Source organism: Spirillospora sp. NPDC048819 (genome assembly GCF_040650055.1).
In the GTDB taxonomy this organism is placed as follows: Bacteria; Actinomycetota; Actinomycetes; order Streptosporangiales; family Streptosporangiaceae; genus Spirillospora.
The window spans coordinates 24,133-42,971 of the sequence record NZ_JBEZGN010000025.1 but is presented as its reverse complement, the minus strand read 5'-3'; the positions used below and the strand labels follow the sequence as shown (position 1 = coordinate 42,971).

At 71.8% G+C, this 18,839-nt stretch carries 17 protein-coding genes; 8 read left to right on the top strand and 9 right to left on the bottom strand.

Annotated elements, in window-relative coordinates; genetic code table 11:
• Positions 1 to 26: 26 nt before the first annotated feature.
• Positions 27 to 731, top strand: coding sequence for a Crp/Fnr family transcriptional regulator (locus AB0C35_RS28725; protein ID WP_358462235.1), 705 nt, complete (start codon positions 27 to 29; stop codon positions 729 to 731).
• Positions 732 to 756: 25 nt separating this feature from the next.
• Here AB0C35_RS28725 and AB0C35_RS28720 read toward each other — a convergent pair whose 3' ends face one another.
• Positions 757 to 1,968, bottom strand: a complete 1,212-nt coding sequence (locus AB0C35_RS28720; protein WP_358462232.1) for a DUF6596 domain-containing protein — start codon at positions 1,966 to 1,968, stop codon at positions 757 to 759.
• Between the two features lie 2 nt (positions 1,969 to 1,970).
• Positions 1,971 to 2,309 carry a YciI family protein gene (locus AB0C35_RS28715; RefSeq protein ID WP_358462229.1) on the bottom strand — a complete coding sequence of 113 codons (339 nt, stop codon included), beginning with the start codon at positions 2,307 to 2,309 and terminating at the stop codon, positions 1,971 to 1,973.
• A 120-nt stretch (positions 2,310 to 2,429) separates the two neighbouring features.
• On the opposite strand from AB0C35_RS28715, the gene AB0C35_RS28710 reads away from it, so the two are divergent.
• Positions 2,430 to 2,987 carry a TetR/AcrR family transcriptional regulator gene (locus tag AB0C35_RS28710; protein ID WP_358462226.1) on the top strand — a complete coding sequence of 186 codons (558 nt, stop codon included), beginning with the start codon at positions 2,430 to 2,432 and terminating at the stop codon, positions 2,985 to 2,987.
• Positions 2,988 to 3,067: 80 nt separating this feature from the next.
• Here AB0C35_RS28710 and AB0C35_RS28705 read toward each other — a convergent pair whose 3' ends face one another.
• Together AB0C35_RS28705 and AB0C35_RS28700 are read right to left on the bottom strand one after the other, a co-directional pair.
• Entirely contained in the window at positions 3,068 to 4,750 is a 1,683-nt protein-coding gene (locus tag AB0C35_RS28705; protein WP_358462223.1) for a ubiquinol-cytochrome c reductase cytochrome b subunit, read from the bottom strand.
• A gap of 198 nt (positions 4,751 to 4,948) precedes the next feature.
• Positions 4,949 to 5,590 (bottom strand): hypothetical protein, encoded by a 642-nt coding sequence (locus AB0C35_RS28700; RefSeq protein WP_358462220.1) that lies wholly within the window; start codon positions 5,588 to 5,590, stop codon positions 4,949 to 4,951.
• Between the two features lie 244 nt (positions 5,591 to 5,834).
• Between AB0C35_RS28700 and AB0C35_RS28695 the strand changes: the two genes are divergently transcribed.
• Positions 5,835 to 6,374 carry a DoxX family protein gene (locus tag AB0C35_RS28695; protein ID WP_358462217.1) on the top strand — a complete coding sequence of 180 codons (540 nt, stop codon included), beginning with the start codon at positions 5,835 to 5,837 and terminating at the stop codon, positions 6,372 to 6,374.
• 72 nt (positions 6,375 to 6,446) lie between these two features.
• Here AB0C35_RS28695 and AB0C35_RS28690 read toward each other — a convergent pair whose 3' ends face one another.
• From AB0C35_RS28690 to AB0C35_RS28680, 3 genes are all read right to left on the bottom strand, one after another.
• Entirely contained in the window at positions 6,447 to 8,315 is a 1,869-nt protein-coding gene (locus tag AB0C35_RS28690; protein WP_358462214.1) for a carbohydrate-binding module family 20 domain-containing protein, read from the bottom strand.
• Positions 8,316 to 8,477: 162 nt separating this feature from the next.
• Entirely contained in the window at positions 8,478 to 9,539 is a 1,062-nt protein-coding gene (gene nrfD / locus AB0C35_RS28685) for an NrfD/PsrC family molybdoenzyme membrane anchor subunit (protein WP_358462211.1), read from the bottom strand.
• Positions 9,536 to 10,354 (bottom strand): 4Fe-4S dicluster domain-containing protein, encoded by an 819-nt coding sequence (locus AB0C35_RS28680; RefSeq protein ID WP_358462507.1) that lies wholly within the window; start codon positions 10,352 to 10,354, stop codon positions 9,536 to 9,538. The genes nrfD and AB0C35_RS28680 overlap by 4 nt, the downstream gene beginning before the upstream one ends.
• 186 nt (positions 10,355 to 10,540) lie before the next feature.
• Between AB0C35_RS28680 and AB0C35_RS28675 the strand changes: the two genes are divergently transcribed.
• Entirely contained in the window at positions 10,541 to 10,942 is a 402-nt protein-coding gene (locus AB0C35_RS28675; protein ID WP_358462208.1) for a PaaI family thioesterase, read from the top strand.
• A gap of 12 nt (positions 10,943 to 10,954) precedes the next feature.
• On the opposite strand, the gene AB0C35_RS28670 is transcribed toward AB0C35_RS28675, so the two are convergent.
• Positions 10,955 to 11,815 (bottom strand): PaaX family transcriptional regulator C-terminal domain-containing protein, encoded by an 861-nt coding sequence (locus AB0C35_RS28670; RefSeq protein ID WP_358462205.1) that lies wholly within the window; start codon positions 11,813 to 11,815, stop codon positions 10,955 to 10,957.
• A gap of 223 nt (positions 11,816 to 12,038) precedes the next feature.
• Here AB0C35_RS28670 and AB0C35_RS28665 point away from each other — a divergent pair, with 223 nt between their 5' ends.
• The 3 genes from AB0C35_RS28665 (at position 12,039) to boxB (ending at position 16,903) form a co-directional block, all read left to right on the top strand.
• Positions 12,039 to 13,640 carry a benzoate-CoA ligase family protein gene (locus AB0C35_RS28665; RefSeq protein ID WP_358462202.1) on the top strand — a complete coding sequence of 534 codons (1,602 nt, stop codon included), beginning with the start codon at positions 12,039 to 12,041 and terminating at the stop codon, positions 13,638 to 13,640.
• A 96-nt stretch (positions 13,641 to 13,736) separates the two neighbouring features.
• Positions 13,737 to 15,473, top strand: coding sequence for a 2,3-epoxybenzoyl-CoA dihydrolase (boxC, locus tag AB0C35_RS28660; protein ID WP_358462200.1), 1,737 nt, complete (start codon positions 13,737 to 13,739; stop codon positions 15,471 to 15,473).
• A gap of 2 nt (positions 15,474 to 15,475) precedes the next feature.
• Positions 15,476 to 16,903, top strand: a complete 1,428-nt coding sequence (gene boxB, locus AB0C35_RS28655) for a benzoyl-CoA 2,3-epoxidase subunit BoxB (RefSeq protein ID WP_358462198.1) — start codon at positions 15,476 to 15,478, stop codon at positions 16,901 to 16,903.
• Positions 16,904 to 16,917: 14 nt separating this feature from the next.
• On the opposite strand, the gene AB0C35_RS28650 is transcribed toward boxB, so the two are convergent.
• Positions 16,918 to 18,060: an acyl-CoA dehydrogenase family protein gene (locus AB0C35_RS28650; RefSeq protein ID WP_358462195.1), complete on the bottom strand. Its 1,143-nt coding sequence runs from the start codon at positions 18,058 to 18,060 to the stop codon at positions 16,918 to 16,920.
• Between the two features lie 84 nt (positions 18,061 to 18,144).
• Here AB0C35_RS28650 and AB0C35_RS28645 point away from each other — a divergent pair, with 84 nt between their 5' ends.
• The gene (locus AB0C35_RS28645) at positions 18,145 to 18,810 is read left to right on the top strand and encodes a TetR/AcrR family transcriptional regulator (protein ID WP_358462191.1); all 666 of its coding nucleotides are present in this window, start codon (positions 18,145 to 18,147) and stop codon (positions 18,808 to 18,810) included.
• Positions 18,811 to 18,839: the final 29 nt, after the last annotated feature.

Below are 18,839 nucleotides of genomic sequence, written 5' to 3'. Positions count from 1 at the left end.
GCGCGCAGGAGGCGAGGAGGAGGCTGGTGGCACCCTACGGGGCGACTTCTCCGCGCCCGGAGTTCTGGGCCGCGCTCGACGCCGCGCAGCAGTCCGCCCTGCGCGCCGCCGGCCGTCCCCGCCAGTTCCCGGTGAAATCACCCCTCGTGTACCAGGGCGACGAGTCCGACCACGTGATCGTCATCGAACGGGGCTGGGCGAAGGTGACCTCCTCGACCGAGGAAGGCCACAACGTGGTGCTGGCGGTCCGCGGCCCCGGCGACCTGCTCGCCGAGAGCGCGGTGCTCGGCGGCCGGACCAGGTCGGCCACGGTCACCGCACTGTCGCAGATCCGCGCCCTGGTGGTGCCCGCCGCCCGCTTCACCGGCTTCCTGGACGAGCATCCGGACGTGTGGATGCTCGTGACCGGCACCTTCGTCCAGCGCATCGACGACATGGACCGGCGCCTGAAGGCCCACGTGACCAGCCGGGGCACCCGGCGCCTCGCGATGCTGCTCGCCGAGCTCGCGGAACGATCCGTCCACTACGCGCCGCCCGCCCCGGACGGATCGATCGAGATCGGGCCGCCGCTGTCGCAGGAGGAGCTGGGCAGCTGGATGGACGCGTCCCGCGAGACGGTCGCGCGCGCCCTGAACGGCCTGCGCCGCGAGGGGCTGATCCGCACCGGCTGGCGCAAGATCACCGTCATGGACCTGCCCGGCCTCCGCGAGTACGCCAAGGAGAACGAGTAGCGGGCCGGAAGGGGAGCAGGCGCGGTTAGTGCCAGGTGAGGCGCTCCTCCAGGAGGGCCTGCTGGGCGCGGTTGGCGGTCAGGTGCAGGGCGCGCTCGTCGGCCTCGCGGGCCTCGCCGGGACGGCCGAGGTCGCGCAGCAGTTCGGCGCGGGTGGCGTGGTAGAGGTGGTGGCCGTCCAGGTCGCCGGCGAGCGCGTCGAGTTCGGCCATGGCGGCGGACGGCCCCGCGTGGTGGTGCAGCGCGACGGCCCGGTGCAGCCGCGTCACCGGGGACGGGGCGAGCCGCAGCAGCATGTCGTACAGCACGACGATCTGGTGCCAGTCGGTGTCGTCCCAGGTGGGGGCCTCGGCGTGGCAGGCGACGATGGCGGCCTGAAGCTGGTACGGGCCCGGCTCGCCCTTGCGGGCGGCGCGGGCCAGCAGCGCGGTGGCGTCGGCGATGGCGGCGTGGTCCCAGCGCGACCGGTCCTGGTCGCGCAGCAGGACGAGGTGTCCGGCGGCGTCGAAGCGCGCGGCGGCGCGGGCCTGGTGGAGCCGGATCAGCGCCAGCAGCCCGGTGGCCTCCGGGTCGGCGGGCACGAGCCACGCCAGCAGCGCGGCCAGCCACTCGGCGTCGTCGGCGAGGTGGCGTTCCTGGTCGGGGGCGCTCGACAGGTAGCCCTCGTTGAACATGAGGTAGATGACCGTCAGGACCTCGGCGAGCCGCTCGGGCATCTCGGCGTCGCGCGGGATCCGGTAGGGGATCCCCGCGTCGGAGATCTTGCGTTTGGCCCGGCTGATGCGCCGCGCCACCGTCGGCTCCGGGACGAGGAACGCGGCGGCGATCTGCGCGGTGGTCAGCCCGCACACGACCCGCAGGGTGAGCGCGATCTGGGCGGTGCGCGGCAGCGCCGGATGACAGCAGGTGAAGATCAGCCGGAGCCGGTCGTCGGGTTCGTGCGGCGGGGACCAGTCCAGCAGCGCCAGCTTGTCGCGGTAGCGCGCCTGGCGGCGCAGCACGTCGAGGCCCCGCCTGCGGGCGACGGTGAACAGCCAGGCGTCGGGGCGGTCGGGGATGCCCTCCGCCGGCCAGCGTTCGAGCGCGACGCACACCGCGTCCTGGACGACGTCCTCCGCAAGGGAGAAGTCGCCGAGGACCCGGACCAGGGCCCCGGCCAGCCGGCCCGCGTGCTCGCGCACCACGCGGGCCAGTTCGGCCGCGGCCTCCTTCTCCGGGACGCTCCGCTCGCCGCTCATGGTCAGAGCGCGGGACGGATCTCGACGATCGGGCAGGACGGCCAGGCCTTCGCGATGGCGAGCGCCTCGTCCAGATCCGCGACCTCGACCTCGACGTAGCCGCTGATGACCTCCTTGCCCTCCACGAACGGCCCGTCGGTCACGACCGGCTCGCCTTCGCCGAGCCGGACCGTCGTCGCGGTCTCGCGGCTCTGAAGCCTCGTCCTGTGCACGATCTGCGCCGAGTGGTCGGCCAGCCACTTCTCGACCTTGCCGAAGAGCTCCTGCCGCTCGTCCTCGGACCTGGACTCCCAGTCCTTGGCGTAGTGCTCGGCTTCCACGAACATCAGCACATACCTCATGTGCGTCACCTCCTGTCCTTGAGACGAACGGCGGTTCCGCCGATCCGACACCGGTGTACATCAATTCTTCGCGATCCGGCCGAGTATCGAACTTGTCAATGGCAAGATAGGATTCCGGTCATGAGCGGCGACACCTACCATCACGGCAATCTGCGGCGGGCGATCATCGAGGCGGCCGTCGGGGCGATCGCCGAATCCGGCCCGGCCGCCTGGAGCCTGCGCGAACTGGCACGCCGCGCCGGCGTCTCCCACGCGGCCCCCGCCCACCACTTCGGCGACCGGGCGGGGGTGCTGACCGCCGTCGCCGCGGAAGGCTACACCCTGTTCGCGAACGCCCTCGAAGCCGCCGGCGACGACCTGCACGAGGTGGGCCTCGCCTACATCCGCTTCGCCGTCGACCACCGGCCGTACTTCGAGGTGATCTTCAGGCCGGAGCTGTACCGGCCGGACGACCCCGAGGTCGCCGCCGCCCGCGCCCGCGCCGACCGGGTCCTCACCGAGGGCGTCCGCGGCGCCGCACCGGACCGCCCGAACGACGACCGGACGGCCCCGATCGCCGCCTGGTCGATCGTCCACGGCTTCGCCCACCTCTGGCTGAGCGGCGCCCTGCCCGCCAGGCTCGGCGACGACCCCGTGGCCGCCGCCCGCCCGGTCATCCGCCACCTCTTCGACCGCTGACCGGAACCCCGCCCGGCCCGGACTCAGCGTGACGGCCCGGATTCAGCGTGAGGACACGGACTCAGCGTGAGGACACGGACTCAGCGTGAGGACACGGACTTCGACTCGGAATCGCCGATCTCGCGATGGTCGCCGTTGCCCTCGGCCGGGGGGCGTTCGGGGACGACGGCCAGGTCCGCTCGGAACCGGCGGTTCAGGGAGGCGCGCACCCGGCGCACGGCGCTGCGGGCGCGCGGGCTCTCGACGTCGTCGATCGGCGGCGGGACGTCCAGGTCGAACGCGGCCACCGGGCGCGGGTCGGTGATCGCCACGACCGCCTCATCGGGCAGGGGCCGCTCGACCTCGCTGAACCTCCCGTCCGGCGACTGGCGGATGATGCCGGTCTCCAGCCCGTGCCGCACGAGGCCGAGGTCGCGGCGCTGCAGGCCGAGGCAGATGCGATAGGCGATGACATAGCCCAGCACCGGCCCGAGGATGATCAGGCCGCGGAAGAACCAGGTCGTCCAGAACAGCGGGATGTGGAACCGCTCGGCGAGGATGTCGTTGCCGCCCGCGAGCCAGAGCGTCCCGTAGAAGATCACGCCGCCGACCCCGATGCCGGTGCGGGCGGGGACGTCGCGGGGACGGTCGAGCAGGTGGTGGATCTGGTGGTCGCCGGTCACCCAGCGTTCGAGGAACGGGTAGAGGGCGAGGCCCGTGAACAGCACGCCCGGCACCACCAGCGCCGGGACGACCACGCTCATCGTGATCGTGTGGCCCCACGCGGTGATCTCCCAGGCCGGCATGATCCGCAGCGCGCCTTCCAGCCAGCCCATGTACCAGTCGGGCTGCGATCCGGAGCTGATCGCGCCCGGGTCGTACGGGCCGAACAGCCAGACCGGGTTGATCTGCACGAACGCGGCGAGGAGCGTCGACACCCCCAGCACCCACAGGAACAGCGACGTGGTCTTGGCGATGAACACGGGGAAGAACGGGTAGCCGTACTGGGCCTTGTTGGAGCTGCCCTTCCCGGGGAACTGGGTGTGCGTCTGCCGCCACGTCAGCACGATCGCGTGCAACGGGATCAGCGCCGCCAGGATGCCCGGGATCAGCAGCACGTGGATGACGTACAGCCTCGGGATGATGTCGGTCCCGGGGAACTCCCCGCCGAACAGGAACATCACCGCGTACGAGCCGACCAGCGGGATCGACGCGAGAACGCCTTCCAGGATGCGGAGGCCGGTTCCCGACAGCAGGTCGTCCGGCAGGGTGTAGCCGAACAGGCCGTTCAGCATGACGAGGATGAACATGCCGATGCCGATCAGCCAGTTCAGCTCCCGCGGCTTGCGGAACGAGCCGGTGAAGAAGTGGCGCAGCAGGTGGACCAGGATCGACGCCATGAAGATGAGCGTCGACCAGTGGTGCAGCTGCCGGACGAGCAGCCCGCCCCGCACATCGAAGCTGATCTTGAGGGTGGAGGCGTACGCCTCGCTCATCTCCACGCCCTGCAGCCTGGTGTAGGAGCCGTCGTAGATGACCTCCTGCATGCTCGGCTTGTAGAACAGCGTGAGGAACACGCCGGTCAGCAGAATGATCACGAACGAGTACATCGCGATCTCGCCGACCAGGAAGCTCCACTGGTCCGGGAACGCCTTGCGCATGGCCTTGCGGGCGAATCCGGTCGAGCCGAACCGCTCGTCGAGGGCCCGCGCCGTCGCGTCCACGGACTTCGGTGGCCTGCGCTCGCCCGGCCTGCCTGCGCCGGCCGTCCGACTCCCCGCCATCGTCAACGTCCTCTCGTCGCACGTCGTCGCCGCGCGACTGCACATGCCGAAACTCGCGCATGTCGCGCTTCTGCGCATAAGACCGATCGAGTCGGGTGGATGTGACATCGCGCGAATGTGGACCCCGTCACATTCGGGGTGGCCGGCAGGCAGGCGTCAGCGGGCGGGTGTCAGCGGACGGGTGTCAGCGGGCAGGGGTCAGTACGCGGGTACGGCGAGGCGGCTGCGGCGCTCGTAACGGGGACGCCAGCTCGTCCGGTAGAAGAGCCGGATCGGCGGCGGCAGCAGCTGCAGCACCGCGCGGCGGGTGGCGTCCGGGGCGTCGTCCAGCAGCCACGGCAGGAAGACCCCGAGCCCCCGGATGCCGAGTTCGCGGCGGAACTCGACGTCGAACGTGCCCCACTCGAACGCGGTCAGGGTGTCGGAGATCAGCGGGAGGACCTCCGACTCCTTGAAGTCCAGGAGCGCGTCCACGGACGTGCGGAGCTCCCGCGCGTACCGGGCGAACATGAGCCGGTCACGATGCTCCATCGCCGCGTCCAGGGCGTCGATCTGCGAGACGACCCGCATCCCCCGGAACGCCATGGAGTCGAGGACGATCCCGAGCCGTCCCGGGGCGTCGGCGTCCTTGGCGTACATCACGGTCCACAGGGCGCTCTTCTCCGCGTTGTCCTGGATGCGCCAGTGGAACCTGAACAGGGACCAGGTGTTCGCGACCGCCGTGGCACGCGGCGTGCCACCGGCGTCGGCCGCGGCCTCGATCCGGGCCGTGTCGCGGCGGAACGCGTCGTACGCGGCGTGCAGCATCGTCAGGTCGAACCGCCTTGGCTCGCAACCCATGGCGCCTCCAAGCTCTCCGCCGGTGCCGCCGGACCGGGGCACCTACAAGAAAGATGGATCGAAGTCCCTGAACGTGACGTGTTCCGGAGACCGACCTCTGTGATCTGCCCCACGCCGGGTCCGATAATCCGGGCGTCATGTGCGGCCCATGACCATCCCCACCGGCACGCCCGCCTACGCGGCCTGTACGTTGTCGGGACATGGCGCCCGAAAGGGCGTGATCTCGGCGAGGAAGGGGCCGTGGATGGCTGTTGACGCGGCGGGCATCGACATCGCGTCCCTCGTTCTGCGGGTGTCGATCGGCGGCACGCTGATCGCGCACGGCTGGAACCACGCGTTCGGCGGCGGGAAGATCGCGGGCACGGCGGGCTGGTTCGAGTCGATGGGCCTGCGGCCCGGCAGGCTGCACGCGCTGATGGCGACCGGTACCGAACTCGGTGCGGGCCTGCTGCTGCTGCTCGGCCTGCTGACCCCGCTGGCCGCGGCCGGCGCGGTGGGCACGATGGGGGTCGCGTTCATCACCGCCCATCTGCGCAACGGCTTCTTCATCTTTCGCCCCGGCCAGGGCTACGAGTACGTCCTCATGATCATCATGGTGGCGTGCGGGCTCGGTGCCCTGGGCGGCGGGGCGGTGTCCCTTGACCGCGCGCTGGGGATCTCCGATGACCTTTCCGGCTGGACGGGCCTGGCCGTCACCGCTCTTGCCGGCGGCCTCGGCGCAGCCCTCCTCCTGGCCGTCTTCTGGCGCCCCGCCCGGCGGCCCGCCGAGGAGACACAGGCCTAGGAGGGCCGGCCTCCGCACACGGGTGGAGGCCGGCCCCGTGGCACCGGCGGGGGACGGTGCCGTCCGGGCGGGCTATCTCCAGGTGTCGTTCGCGGTGTGCGGCGACGCCCCGGTGGTGTAGCTGCGGTTCGCGCCGTTCTCCCAGGTCACGGCGCCCGCATCGGTCTTCTTGATGTACTTGTACTCGACCCTGACGCCGACGGGCAGCGTCACCCGGCCGCTCCAGACCGGGTAATCGGCGGGGGAGAGCTTGACGGCCTTGGCGGGGTCCCAGGAGCCGAGCGCCGGGACGCTGCCGACGACGTAGACGCTCGTCCCCCAGGTCGTGGTGGCGTGGACGCCGAACGTGTCGGAGACGGTCGCCGGCGGGGAGGTCGGCTCTCCCGTGGGGGTCGTGCCGGACATGGCGTCCGCGTGGACGGCGACCGCGCCGTGCGCCGGTATGGTCACGGTCGCGGTCCCGCCGGACACCGTCACGGCCGTGCCCTCGCAGCCGCTCGATCCGACCCCGCCGGTGATGACGTCGCAGTAGACGCCGTCCGCGAGCCCGGTCGCGTAGGACGCGGTGGACGGGCCGGACGAGTCGTTGAGCCCGATCCAGCCGCGCGACCCCCGGCTGAACCCGATGACGCCGCTCGCCGTCGCCGTGAAGTCGGACACGGTCGTCGCGGACGCGGTCGCGTTGCGCCAGCCGACCATGCCCTTGATCCCGGTGGACAGGGTGATGCACTGCCAGCCGCTCGAGCAGTCGGCGCCGGTGACGAAGCCGCGCGAGTCGGCGGGCGGCGACTGCCCCCGGGACGTCCAGGTGAACCCGTCGAAGACGGCCGGTTTCCCGTACGGGTAGGCCAGCAGGAAGTAGTTGGCCAGGGTGTAGTCGGCGGCGTTCTTGTAGCTGAGGGTGGAGCCGTCCCGCTCGGTGTCGTGATTGGTGATCATGGCGTAGGTCTGGGAGCCGTCCGCGTCCAGCGACCATGACGGGATGCCCGACAGGTTCGACAGCGTGCCGTTCTGGAACTGAGTCTTGAGGCCCATCGCGTAAGCGAAGCCGAGCACGTCCCCGTTCCGGGTGAACGCGGACGCCTTCAGGTCGGGGTTGGACGCCCCCGGGAAGATCTCCTGCGCGATGTAGGGCGGCCTGCCTTCGGCGGTCGTGTTGTTCAGCCCCCCCTTGATGGCGGCGAAGTCGTCCTGGTCGATGTGCTTGGCGGCGTCGATGCGGAACCCGTCCACGCCGAGCGCGATCAGGTCGTTGAGATACCCGGCGATCTTCCCGCGGACGTAGCCGGACTGCGTCTTGAGGTCCGACAGCGACACCAGCTCGCAGTTCTGCACCTCGGACTTGTCGTTCCAGTCGTCGATGCCCGCGTCGTCGTCGTTGCAGTACCCGTCGTTCGCATGGTGGAAGTCGCCGTGGCCGTAGGGGACGGCGGGGTAGGCGAATCCGGGCGGGTCGAACGTCGAGCCGCCGTAGGTGGTGTTCACCGTGTTGTTGTGGCCGGCCATGTGGTTGACGACGGCGTCGACATAGACGCGGACGCCGGCGGCATGGCAGGCGGTGACCATGGCGGAGAACTCGGCGCGGGTGCCGAGCCGGCTGGTCAGGCCGTAGGAGACGGGCTGGTACACCTCCCACCACGGGTGGGCTCCGTCGCTGGTCTGGGCGAGGCTGACCGACTCGGCGGGCGGCGCGACCTGGACGGCCCCGTACCCGGCGGGCCCGAGGTGGTCGGTGCACGCCTCCGCGACCGATGGCCAGTTCCATTCCCAGAGGTTGGCGGTGACGTCGCTCGCGTTGAGCGAGGCGGTGGCGGACGGGGCGGCACTGGCGGTGTCGTCGGAGAGGAGGGCGGCGGGTACCAGCCCGCCGAGGACGAGGGCGCCCGCGGCGAGCGCGGACGTGACCAGGGACGGGCGGCGGGGGACTCTGGCACGTTGCATGGGGGCGAACTCCTGTCACAGGGCGCCCGGGTGCCGGCGGTGTGGGCGCCTGAGGGGGTGGGGGACGGCCGTCCGCGATGCACCGTGAGAATGCTCTCTTCTTGCAGCAAGGTCAAGTACTTGCGCAAGATTTCAATCGACTTTCAGAAAGTCGGCAGCCGGTTAACCGCCGTCCGGGACGCCTGAGGCGAGACGTTCCCGCTGGGGAACGACCGTGTACTTGGGGTCCCGGGCCGACTGGATCCCGGCGTGGAAGACGCCGAAACGCGTACAGGCCGAGCCCGCCAGGAGCGCCGCCCCGCTGAGCGCCGCCGCCGCGCGGCTGCGCCCGCCGAGCAGGACGCCCCCGGCGGCGCCCGCGGCCGACAGGAACTCACCCGCGCGCACGAACCGGCCGGCCTTGCCCTCCTTGTACGGCTCGGCGACCAGACCGGCTCGACGCTCCATCAGCTTCGCCGCCGCCAGTTCGAGGGCCGTGCCGAGCACCGCGGCGCTGCGCATCGGGGCCGTCTCGCGGGCGGGGGCGGTGATCAACGCCATCCCGGACGCGGCGGCCGCGGCCGAGCCCACGAACACCATCGGCAACTCGCGGTGGACGTCGTGCCAGGCGGGCACGGCCGTGTCGGCGGCCAGCGCCGCGGTGTAGGCGGCGACGGCCGGGCCCAGCGCGGCGGCCCCCGCCGTCGCCGCCCCGCCCAGGCGCGGGAACAGCCCGGTCACGTCCAGGACGGCCGCCGCGCCCACGGCCGGCCCGTAGGCGGCCAGGAGCCAGGAGCCCATGCTCATCGGCGAGGTGGGCTTCATGACGCGCAGCATGTTGACGAACCGGGCGGGCCGCCCGAGGTCGTGGATCAGCGCGGCCGTGGACCCGCCGATGGCGAGCAGGGACGAGACCTTCAGCGCCCGCGCGGCGGCGGGACGCCCGGTGAGCTGCGCCCCGGCGGCCAGCACCGAACCGGCGCCGGCCAGCCCGCCGAGGAAGAAGTATCCGGCGACGTCGTAGGACCTCCAGACGGGCGGGTTCAGGATGGGCAGCCCGTAGTAGGAGGTGAACTCCGCCTCCGGCACCATCGCCTTCTCGCCCCGGCCCTTGCGGCGCCTCCCGCCGCGGCCGGGCAGGCCCTTGCCGATCTGCGCCTCGCGGCCCGGCCGCTGCCCGTGCACACCGTCCTTGCCGACGCCGCCCTCGTTGCCGGGATCCCGTTCCTCGCCGGGGTCGCTCATCGCCTGCCTCCGTTGCGGCCGTGGACGGTGAAGACGGCGGCGAGACCGCCGAGCAGCGTGGCCGCCGCCACGCCCGCGTGCTTCCAGATGGACGGCAGGTCGCGGGTGGTGACGACCGGGTCCGGCGGCAGCCCGTACACCTCCGGCTCGTCCAGGAGGAGGAAGAACGCGCCGTCGCCGCCGACGCCGTCGTCCGGGTCGTGCCCGTACAGGCGCGCGTCCTCCACGCCGATCTCGTGGAGCTGCTCGACGCGCAGGGCGGCGCGCTCGCGCAGCTCGTCGAGCGGCCCGTACTGGATGGAGTCCGTCGGGCACGCCTTCGCGCACGCCGGCTCCTGCCCCACGCCGATCCGGTCGTAGCACATCGTGCACTTCCAGGCCCGGCCGTCGCCCTTGCGCTGGTCGATGACGCCGTACGGGCAGGCGGGGATGCAGTAACCGCAGCCGTTGCAGATGTCCTCCTGGACGACGACGGTGCCGAACTCGGTGCGGAACAGCGAACCGGTCGGGCAGACGTCCAGGCAGGCGGCGTGCGTGCAGTGCTTGCACACGTCGGACGCCATCAGCCAGCGCATGTCCGCGGCGCCGTCGCCGGGGCCGCCGCGGTGGTCGACTCCGGCTTCGGCGTTGCCCATCGGCTTGTCCTGCTCGATGAACGCGACGTGCCGCCAGGTGTCGGCGCCGAGGCCCTGGGTGTTGTCGTAGGACATGCCGGTGAACTCCAGGCCGTCCTCGGGAATGGCGTTCCATTCCTTGCAGGCCACCTCGCACGCCTTGCAGCCGATGCAGACGGACGTGTCGGTGAAGAAGCCCATCCTGGGAGGGGGATCGGTGTAGCCCGCGTTCGCCGTGACGTCGGGCTCCGCCCCCGCCAGCAGGTTCCGTCCGACCAGGCTGCTCATTCCGCGACCTCCATTCCCCGGGGCGCTGGCCACCTTCCCGGGCAGCCGGGCCCTACACCTTCGTTGACGCCGATTTCAGCGGCTGGATAGCTTCTGGGGATGACGGTTGAACGGGTCGGTTACGCGGGTCCCCTGGACGAGACGCTCGGTCTCCTCGTGGTCGAGGCGTCCGAACGGGAGGTCGTGGCCGAACTGGAGGTCACCGACAAGCTCATGCAGGCGTACGGCATCGTCCACGGCGGCGTGTACTGCGCGATCACCGAGACGGTGTGCAGCATGGGTGCGGCGCTCACGGTCGGGCTCGACAGCCAGGTCGTCGGCGTCAGCAACCACACGCGGTTCATCCGGGCCGTGCGCGGGGGCCGGCTGACCGCCCGCGCGCGCCCGGTCGACCGGGTGGACGACCATGTGACCTGGCAGTCGACGATCACCGACGAGAAGGGCCGCGTGGTCGCCGAGGGCACCGTCAACCTGCTGAAGCTCTCCCCGCCGGAAGGCTGATCCGCCGCCGGGTCAGTCGGCCGACAGGGTCTTCCAGTGGCGGTCGGCGACGGGGCGCCAGAGGTCGTGGCGCTCGTGGAAGAGGGCGAACGCCTGGGAGCCGCTCCAGTCGTCCGGGAGCAGCTCCGCCGGGAGGCCCGGGTCGAGGAACGGGAACCGGCGCCATTCCTGGACGAGCCTGGCGTGCGCGGCGAACGTCCCGGGATCGTCGGCGGGACGTAGGGCGCGCCCGGCGTCGAGGAAGTCCTCGTAGGCCAGCTCTATCTCGTCCAGGTCCCAGGCCTGCGCGGCCACGTGCCGCGCCTCGGCCAGGTCGCCGAGGCGCCCGGTGAACAGCGTGGCGGCATCGGCGACGCCGATCTCGGCGAGGACCTCGCGGACCTCCGGCCCGCGCTCGGGGTGGGGGCTCACCCACACGCCGGGGGCCAGGTTGCCGAGCCCGTTCCAGGCGAGCCGTGTCCGGAGCAGGTGGCGGACCCTGCGGCTGGTCTCGGGGACGGTGGCGAGGACCACGAGCCACTGCCCGTCCCACTCGCCGACCGGCCGGCCGAAGCCGTAGATGCGCTCGGTGCCGTCGGTGAGGAGCCGCTCCCCGGAGCGGGTGAGCCGCCAGGCGGTGCGGCGGCCGTGCCGTTCCCCGGCGAGCCAGCCCTCGGTGGCGCTGCGGGCGAGCGCCTGCCGGACGGCCTTCTCCTCCACCCCCAGCAGGCCGAGCGCCCGCAGGAACGTCGCCGTCCAGACCGGTTCCCCGGCCGGGAGCACGAACTCGCCCAGCACGGTCAGCAGCAGCGACCGGGCGCTCGCCGCGCCCAGCTCGCGGCGCCGCCGGAACTCCGGCTGGGCGTGCGCCGCGTCCTCGTCCGTCCGGGGCATCCGCTCTCCTCTCCGGCCTTCACGGACACCGCCGTCCATGCGACGCTGTCCAGTCATACGACTCATCCGACGCCGTCCGGTGGTGAGACGCCGTCCGGTGGTGAGACGCCGCCCAGTATCGCGCGGCGCCCGCCGTGCGGGAGCGTCATTCCACAAGTCTATTGACTGGCGTTTTGTTCATGTAGAGCATGTGTGGCACGGTTCCCGGCGAAGGGAAGACCCGATGACCGCTGAAACGGCGACCGCACCGGTCCCGCCCGACATGTTCAACGCCTCCGAATATCTGCTCCGGGCCGCGCGCCGGCCCGATACGGCCGCCCGGACGGCGCTCACCGGTCCGGGGGGCGATCTCGGCTACGCCGGACTCGACGACCTCGCCGGGCAGGTCGCCGCCGGGCTGGAGCGCCGGGGCGTGCGGGCCGAGGAGCGCGTGGTCCTCTTCATGGCCGACGGTCCGCCGATGGCCGCCGCGATCCTGGGCGCGATGCGGCTCGGCGCCGTCCCCGTCCCGGTGTCGACCATGCTGACCGGCGCGGAGCTGGCGGCCCTCCTCGATGACGCCCGCGCCAGGATCCTGCTGGTCAGCGACCGGTTCGCGGTCCCCGCGGAGGCGGCGCTCGCGCACGCGCCGGGCGTCCGGCGGGTGGTGGTCGAAGGGGACGCGGCCGTCCGTGCCCCCGAGGGCGTGAAGGTGGGTTCCTTCGAGGACCTGGTCGCGGAGGGACGGGCCCAGGGCGGTGAGCTGCTCGACCCCTACCGGACCTCGGAAGACTCCAGCGCGCTGTGGCTGTACACGTCCGGGACGACGGGCAAGCCGAAGGGCGCGATGCACCGGCACGCCAACATCCGGCACGTCGTGGAGACCTACGGACGCCAGGTTCTGGGCATCACGCCCGAGGACCGCTGCTACTCGGTCGCCAAGCTGTTCTTCGCCTACGGGATCGGCAACTCGCTGTTCTTCCCCCTCGCCGCCGGCGCGACGGCGATCCTGGACCCGGACCGGCCCACGCCCGCGTCGGTGGCGCGGCGGCTGGCCGAGTACCGTCCGACGCTGTTCTTCGCCGTCCCCACCTTCTACGCCGCGATCCTGAACGCCGACGTCCCGGTGGAGGCGTTCGCGTCCGTGCGGCTCGCGGTGTCGGCGGGGGAGCCGCTGCCCGCCGAACTGTGCCGCCGGTTCACCAGCAGGTACGGAGTGGAGATCATCGACGGGATCGGCTCGACGGAGTGCCTGCACATCTTCCTGTCGAACCGTCCGGGACGGGTCCGTCCGGGGACGACGGGCACCGCCGTCCCCGGCTATGAGCTGCGGGTCGTGGACGCCGACGGCGCCGACGTGGAGCCGGGCACCCCGGGCTCGCTGCTGGTGAAGGGCGAGTCGATCGCCACCGGCTACTGGTGCCGCACCGACACCACCCGGCAGGTGTTCCAGGGGGAGTGGCTGCGCACCGGCGACACGTACGTGGTGGACGACGACGGCTACTACACGTGTCTCGGCAGGACGGGGGACATGCTGAAGGCGGGCGGCATCTGGGTCTCGCCGGCGGAGGTGGAGGGGCGGCTGCTGGAGCATCCGGCGGTGTCGATGGCCGCGGTGGTCGGGCTGCCGGACGCCGACGGCCTGGACAAGCCGGTCGCCTGCGTCGTCCTCAAGGAGGGGACGTCCGCCGAGCCGGGGGAGCTGATCGATTTCTGCCGCGCGGGGCTCGCGTCGTACAAGCGTCCCCGCGAGGTGTTGATCGTGGACAAGCTCCCGACGACCCCGACCGGCAAGCTGCGCCGCTTCGCCGTCCGCGAGCTGGCCGCGACCCTGCTCAACCCCTGATCTCCGCCGCCCCCACCGGGCCGCCCCCTGCGGGGCGCCCCGGGCATCCACATGCTACAAACTCTTGACGGATCGACTGTGTTTTGTGGAGCATGGGTGGGACGCACCATCGACCGGCACGTGGAAGGACACCTCATGACCAGCCCCGAGGGCGCGGACCCGTCGCGGGTGCAGGCCCCGCACGTGGAGTTCCGGGTGGATCCGTCCGGATACCGGCACTGGCGCCTCGACGTCGACGGGCCGGTCGCCACGCTCACGATGGCGGTGGACGAACAGGGCGGCCTGGTTCCCGGATACGAGCTGAAGCTCAACTCCTACGACCTCGGCGTGGACATCGAGCTGTACGACGCCGTCCAGCGGCTGCGGTTCGAGCACCCCGGCGTCCGGACGGTCGTGATCACCAGCGGCAAGGAGAAGATCTTCTGCGCGGGCGCCAACATCCGCATGCTGGCCGCCTCCCCGCACTCCTGGAAGGTGAACTTCTGCAAGTTCACCAACGAGACCCGCAACGGCATCGAGGACGCGACGGCGAACTCGGGCCAGACCTACCTGGCGGCGTGCAACGGCACCGCGTCCGGCGGCGGCTACGAGCTCGCGCTCGCGTGCGAGCACATCATGCTCGTCGACGACCGGTCGTCGGCGGTGTCGCTGCCGGAGCTTCCGCTGCTGGGCGTCCTGCCGGGCACCGGCGGCCTGACCCGGGTGTCGGACAAGCGGCACGTCCGCCGCGACCGCGCCGACTACTTCTCCACCAAGGCCGAGGGCCTCGGCGGCAAGAAGGCCGTGGCGTGGCGGCTCGTGGACGAGGCGGTGCCCCGCACGGCATGGGACGCGACGGTCGCGGAACGCGCCGGGGAACTGGCGGCCCGCTCGTCCCGTCCGGTGGACGCGGAGGGCGTCGCGCTCACCCCGCTCGATAAGACGCGCACCGGCACGTCCATCGCCTACCGGCACGTGAGGGCGGAGCTGGACCGGGACGCGGGCGCCGTCGAGATCACCGTCACCGGCCCGGACGAGGCCCCGGGCGGCATCGACGACGTCCACCGGATGGGCGCCGCCTTCTGGACGCTCGCCATGACCCGCGAGCTGGACGACCTGATCCTCGACCTGCGCACCAACGAACTGGAGCTCGGAACCTGGGTGTTCCGCACGTCCGGCGACGCCCGGCACGTCCTGGCCCACGACCGGCTGCTGCTCGGCAACGCCGGCGACTGGCTCGCCAACGAGATCCTGCACTACCTCAAGCGGACGCTGAAGCGCCTCGACGTCACCAGCCGCAGCATCATCGCGCTCATCGAGCCGGGCGGCTGTTTCGCCGGCTCGCTCCTGGAGATCGCGCTGGCCGCCGACCGCTCCTACCACCTCGACGGCGTCTTCGAGGACGTCGACCCGGACGCCGACCCCGCCGCCGTCACCCCCGGCGCCATGAACTTCGGCCCCCTGCCGATGGGCAACGGCCTCAGCCGCCTGGCGACCCGCTTCCTGGGCGACGACGACGCGCTGGCCGCCGTCCGCGACACCGAGGGCAAACCCCTGGAGGCCGCGGACGCCGAACGGCTCGGCCTGGTCACCTTCGCGCCCGACGACATCGACTGGGACGAGGAGATCCGCATCGCCGTCGAGGAGCGGGCCGGCTTCAGCCCGGACGCCCTCACCGGCCTGGAGGCCAACTACCGCTTCCCCGGCCCGGAGACCCTGGAGACCAAGATCTTCGGCCGCCTCACCGCCTGGCAGAACTGGATCTTCACCCGTCCGAACGCGTCCGGCCCCGACGGCGCCCTGCGCCGCTACGGCACCGGGCGGCGCGCCGACTTCGACCGAGAGCGAGTGTGACCATGTCGATGACCGGGACCGGCTCCGCCGACTACAGCGAGAAGATCCCCAACAACGTCGACCTGCACGAGGACCGGCGCCTCCAGCGCGCCCTGGAGTCGTGGCAGCCCAACTTCCTGAACTGGTGGGAGTCCATGGGCCCCACCCTGCCCACCCAGGACGTCTACCTGCGCACCGCCGTCAACGTCGGCCGCGAAGGCTGGGCGCACTTCGGGCACGTCGCCATGAAGGACTACCGGTGGGGCATCTTCCTGGCCGAACGCGACGGCGACCGGCGCATCGGCTTCGGCCGGCACAAGGGCGAGCCCGCCTGGCAGAAGGTCCCCGGCGAGTACCGCGCCGACCTGCAGCGCCTCATCGTGATCCAGGGTGACACCGAGCCCGCCTCCGTCGAGCAGCAGCGCAACCTGGGGGCGACCGCGCCGAGCCTGTACGACCTGCGCAACCTGTTCCAGGTGAACGTCGAGGAGGGCCGCCACCTGTGGGCGATGGTGTACCTGCTGCATGCCCACTTCGGGCGTGAGGGGCGCGAGGAGGCCGAGGAGCTCCTGCACCGCAACTCCGGCAGCGACGAGTCGCCGCGCATCCTGGGCGCCTTCAACGAGGAGACGCCCGACTGGCTGTCGTTCTTCATGTTCACCTACTTCACCGACCGGGACGGCAAGTACCAGCTCGGCACGCTGAAGGAGTCCGGCTTCGACCCGCTGTCGCGGACGTGCGAGTTCATGCTCAAGGAAGAGGCCCACCACATGATGGTCGGCACCACCGGCATCGACCGCGTCGTGGAACGGACCGTCCAGCTCATGAAGGAGCACGACACCGATGACGTCACGCCGCACGGCGCCATCTCGCTCGACGTCATCCAGAAGTACCTGAACTTCCACTACTCGGTGTCGCTCGACCTGTTCGGCTCCGAGACGTCCAGCAACGTCGCGAACTACTACACCGCCGGACTCAAGGGCCGCTGGATGGAGGGCCGCCGCAAGGACGACCACCGCCTCACCGACGACGCGATCATGGTGGACGCCTTCGTCGACGGCGCCGTCGGGCAGACCGAGGTCGCCGCGCTCGTCGGCCTGAACACCGACCTGCGCCGCGAGTACATCGCCGACTGCCAGAGCGGCGTCAACCGCTGGAACCGCATCCTGGCCGACGCGGGACTCCCGCAGCGCCTCTACCTCCCCGACATCGCCTTCAACCGGAAGGTCGGCGCGTTCGCGGGCATCGAGGCCGCCCCCGGCGGCGAGGTGCTCTCCGCCGGGGAATGGGAGCGCCGCAAGGGCGCCTGGCTCCCGACCGAGGTCGACAAGACGCACGTCCGGTCGCTGATGAGACCGGTCCACGAACGCGGCAAGATCGCCGCCTGGATCGCCCCGCCCCGCAACGGCATCAACGGCAAGCCCTTCGACTACGAGTACGTGCGGCTGTAGCCGGGGGGCGTCGTTCAGCGGGCCAGATGGCGGGATATGACGAGGCGCTGGATCTGGTTGGTGCCTTCGAAGATCTGCATCACCTTCGCCTCCCGCATGAACCGCTCGGCGGGGAAGTCGCGGGTGTAGCCGGCGCCGCCGAGGACCTGGACGGCGTCGGTGGTCACCTTCATCGCGTTGTCGGTGGCGACCAGCTTGGCGATCGACGCCTCCCGGCCGTAGGGGCGGCCCGCGTCCTTCAGCCGCGCCGCCGACAGGTACGTCGCGCGGGCCGACTCGACGGCGGCGGCCATGTCGGCCAGCACGAACGCCAGGCCCTGATGGTCGATGATCGCCTTGCCGAACGCCTCGCGCTCCCTGGCGTAGGCGACGGCGGTGTCGAGCGCGGCCTGGGAGAGCCCGGTGGCGACCGCCGCGATGCCGAGGCGGCCGGCGTCCAGGCCCGCGAGCGCGATCGACAGGCCCTGGCCCTCGTCGCCGATCAGGTTGCCCGCCGGGACGCGGGCGTCCTCGAACCGGACGGTCGCGGTCGTCGACCCCATCAGGCCCATCTTGTCCTCGGGCTCGTCGAACTCCACCCCGGCCGTGCCCGCGGGGACGTGGAAGCAGGAGATGCCGCGTGCGCCGTCGTCGGACGTGCGGGCCATGACGGTGTAGAAGTCGGCCTTGCCGCCGTGGGTCGTCCACGCCTTGGCGCCGTTCAGGACGTAGGAGCCGCCGTCCCGGACGGCCCTGGCCCGCATCGCCGCCGGATCGGACCCGGCGTGCGCCTCCGACAGGCAGTACGCGCCGAGCCGCTCGCCGGACAGCAGGTCGGGGAGCCACTCGGCGCGCTGCTCGTCGGTCCCGTAGGCGAACAGCGGGAAGCACGACAGCGCGTGGACGCTGACGCCGACGCCGACGCTCGCCCACGCCGCGCCGATCTCCTCAAGGACCTGGAGGTAGATCTCGTACGGCTGGGCGCCGCCGCCGAACTCCTCCGGGTACGGCAGCGTGAGCAGCCCCGCACGGCCCAGCGTCGTGAACACCTCGCGGGGGAACGTCCCGGAGCGCTCGGCGCCGGCGGCCCGCGGCTCCAGCTCCTTCGCCGCGATCTCGCGGGTGAGCGCGATGAGGTCCTCGGACTCGGGCGTGGGCAGGTGCCGGGTGGCGGGCATGGGCGGACTCCTCTCGATGCCCCAACAGTACCAATGACAGTACTGGCGAACCGGCCTCAGTACTGTCCTTGGTACCGTCTGGGCATGACCTCGCTGGACGGCGCCCGCGCCACGCCCACCCCCCGGGCCTCCCGGGCCATGCTGCGGCGCGACGCCCTCGTCGGCCGCCTCATCGACGTCTTCCTCGACCGCGGCTTCGCCGAGCTGAGCGTCGCGGAGCTGGCCGCCGCCCTGCGCTGCTCGAAGAGCACCCTCTACTCCGTCGCGGCGAGCCGGGAGCAGATCATCGTGACCGTCGTCCGCGCGTTCTTCCGCCGCGCCACCGACCGGGTGGAGGCCGCGCTCGACGCGGTCACGCGGGCGGGCGCCGACCCCCGCGACCGCGTCGGCGCCTACCTGCGCGCGATCTCCGGCGAGCTGGCGCCCGCGTCGCCCGCCTTTTTCGCCGACCTGGACGCCTTCCCGCCTGCCCGCGAGATCTACAAGCGGAACACCGGGTTCGCCGTCCGGCGCGTGCAGGGGCTCGTCCGCGAGGCGGCCCCCTGCACCGGCGCCGACACGGGCGACGACTCTGACGACTCTGACGACGCTGACGCCGCCTTCGTCGGCGCCGTCGCGGGGCAGGTCATGGAGTCCATCCACCGCGGCGAGATCAAGGCGCAGACCGGCCTGGACGACTCCGCCGCCTACGCCGCGCTCGCGTCCCTCATCGTCGCCCGGATGGCCGCCGACCGGACCGTGCCGACTTAGACCGGCAGGCTAGACCCGCTACCGGACCG

Excerpts from the sequence above, each read along its gene's own strand:
- AB0C35_RS28695 (WP_358462217.1), top strand. The coding sequence starts at position 5,835 with ATGGCTGTTGACGCGGCGGGCATCGACATCGCGTCCCTCGTTCTGCGG.
- nrfD (WP_358462211.1), bottom strand. The coding sequence starts at position 9,539 with ATGAGCGACCCCGGCGAGGAACGGGATCCCGGCAACGAGGGCGGCGTC.
- AB0C35_RS28715 (WP_358462229.1), bottom strand. The coding sequence starts at position 2,309 with ATGAGGTATGTGCTGATGTTCGTGGAAGCCGAGCACTACGCCAAGGAC.
- AB0C35_RS28720 (WP_358462232.1), bottom strand. The coding sequence starts at position 1,968 with ATGAGCGGCGAGCGGAGCGTCCCGGAGAAGGAGGCCGCGGCCGAACTG.
- AB0C35_RS28710 (WP_358462226.1), top strand. The coding sequence starts at position 2,430 with ATGAGCGGCGACACCTACCATCACGGCAATCTGCGGCGGGCGATCATC.
- AB0C35_RS28700 (WP_358462220.1), bottom strand. The coding sequence starts at position 5,590 with ATGGGTTGCGAGCCAAGGCGGTTCGACCTGACGATGCTGCACGCCGCG.
- boxB (WP_358462198.1), top strand. The coding sequence starts at position 15,476 with ATGTCGATGACCGGGACCGGCTCCGCCGACTACAGCGAGAAGATCCCC.
- AB0C35_RS28670 (WP_358462205.1), bottom strand. The coding sequence starts at position 11,815 with ATGCCCCGGACGGACGAGGACGCGGCGCACGCCCAGCCGGAGTTCCGG.
- AB0C35_RS28645 (WP_358462191.1), top strand. The coding sequence starts at position 18,145 with ATGACCTCGCTGGACGGCGCCCGCGCCACGCCCACCCCCCGGGCCTCC.
- AB0C35_RS28680 (WP_358462507.1), bottom strand. The coding sequence starts at position 10,354 with ATGGGCTTCTTCACCGACACGTCCGTCTGCATCGGCTGCAAGGCGTGC.
- AB0C35_RS28650 (WP_358462195.1), bottom strand. The coding sequence starts at position 18,060 with ATGCCCGCCACCCGGCACCTGCCCACGCCCGAGTCCGAGGACCTCATC.
- AB0C35_RS28675 (WP_358462208.1), top strand. The coding sequence starts at position 10,541 with ATGACGGTTGAACGGGTCGGTTACGCGGGTCCCCTGGACGAGACGCTC.
- AB0C35_RS28690 (WP_358462214.1), bottom strand. The coding sequence starts at position 8,315 with ATGCAACGTGCCAGAGTCCCCCGCCGCCCGTCCCTGGTCACGTCCGCG.
- AB0C35_RS28665 (WP_358462202.1), top strand. The coding sequence starts at position 12,039 with ATGACCGCTGAAACGGCGACCGCACCGGTCCCGCCCGACATGTTCAAC.
- AB0C35_RS28705 (WP_358462223.1), bottom strand. The coding sequence starts at position 4,750 with ATGGCGGGGAGTCGGACGGCCGGCGCAGGCAGGCCGGGCGAGCGCAGG.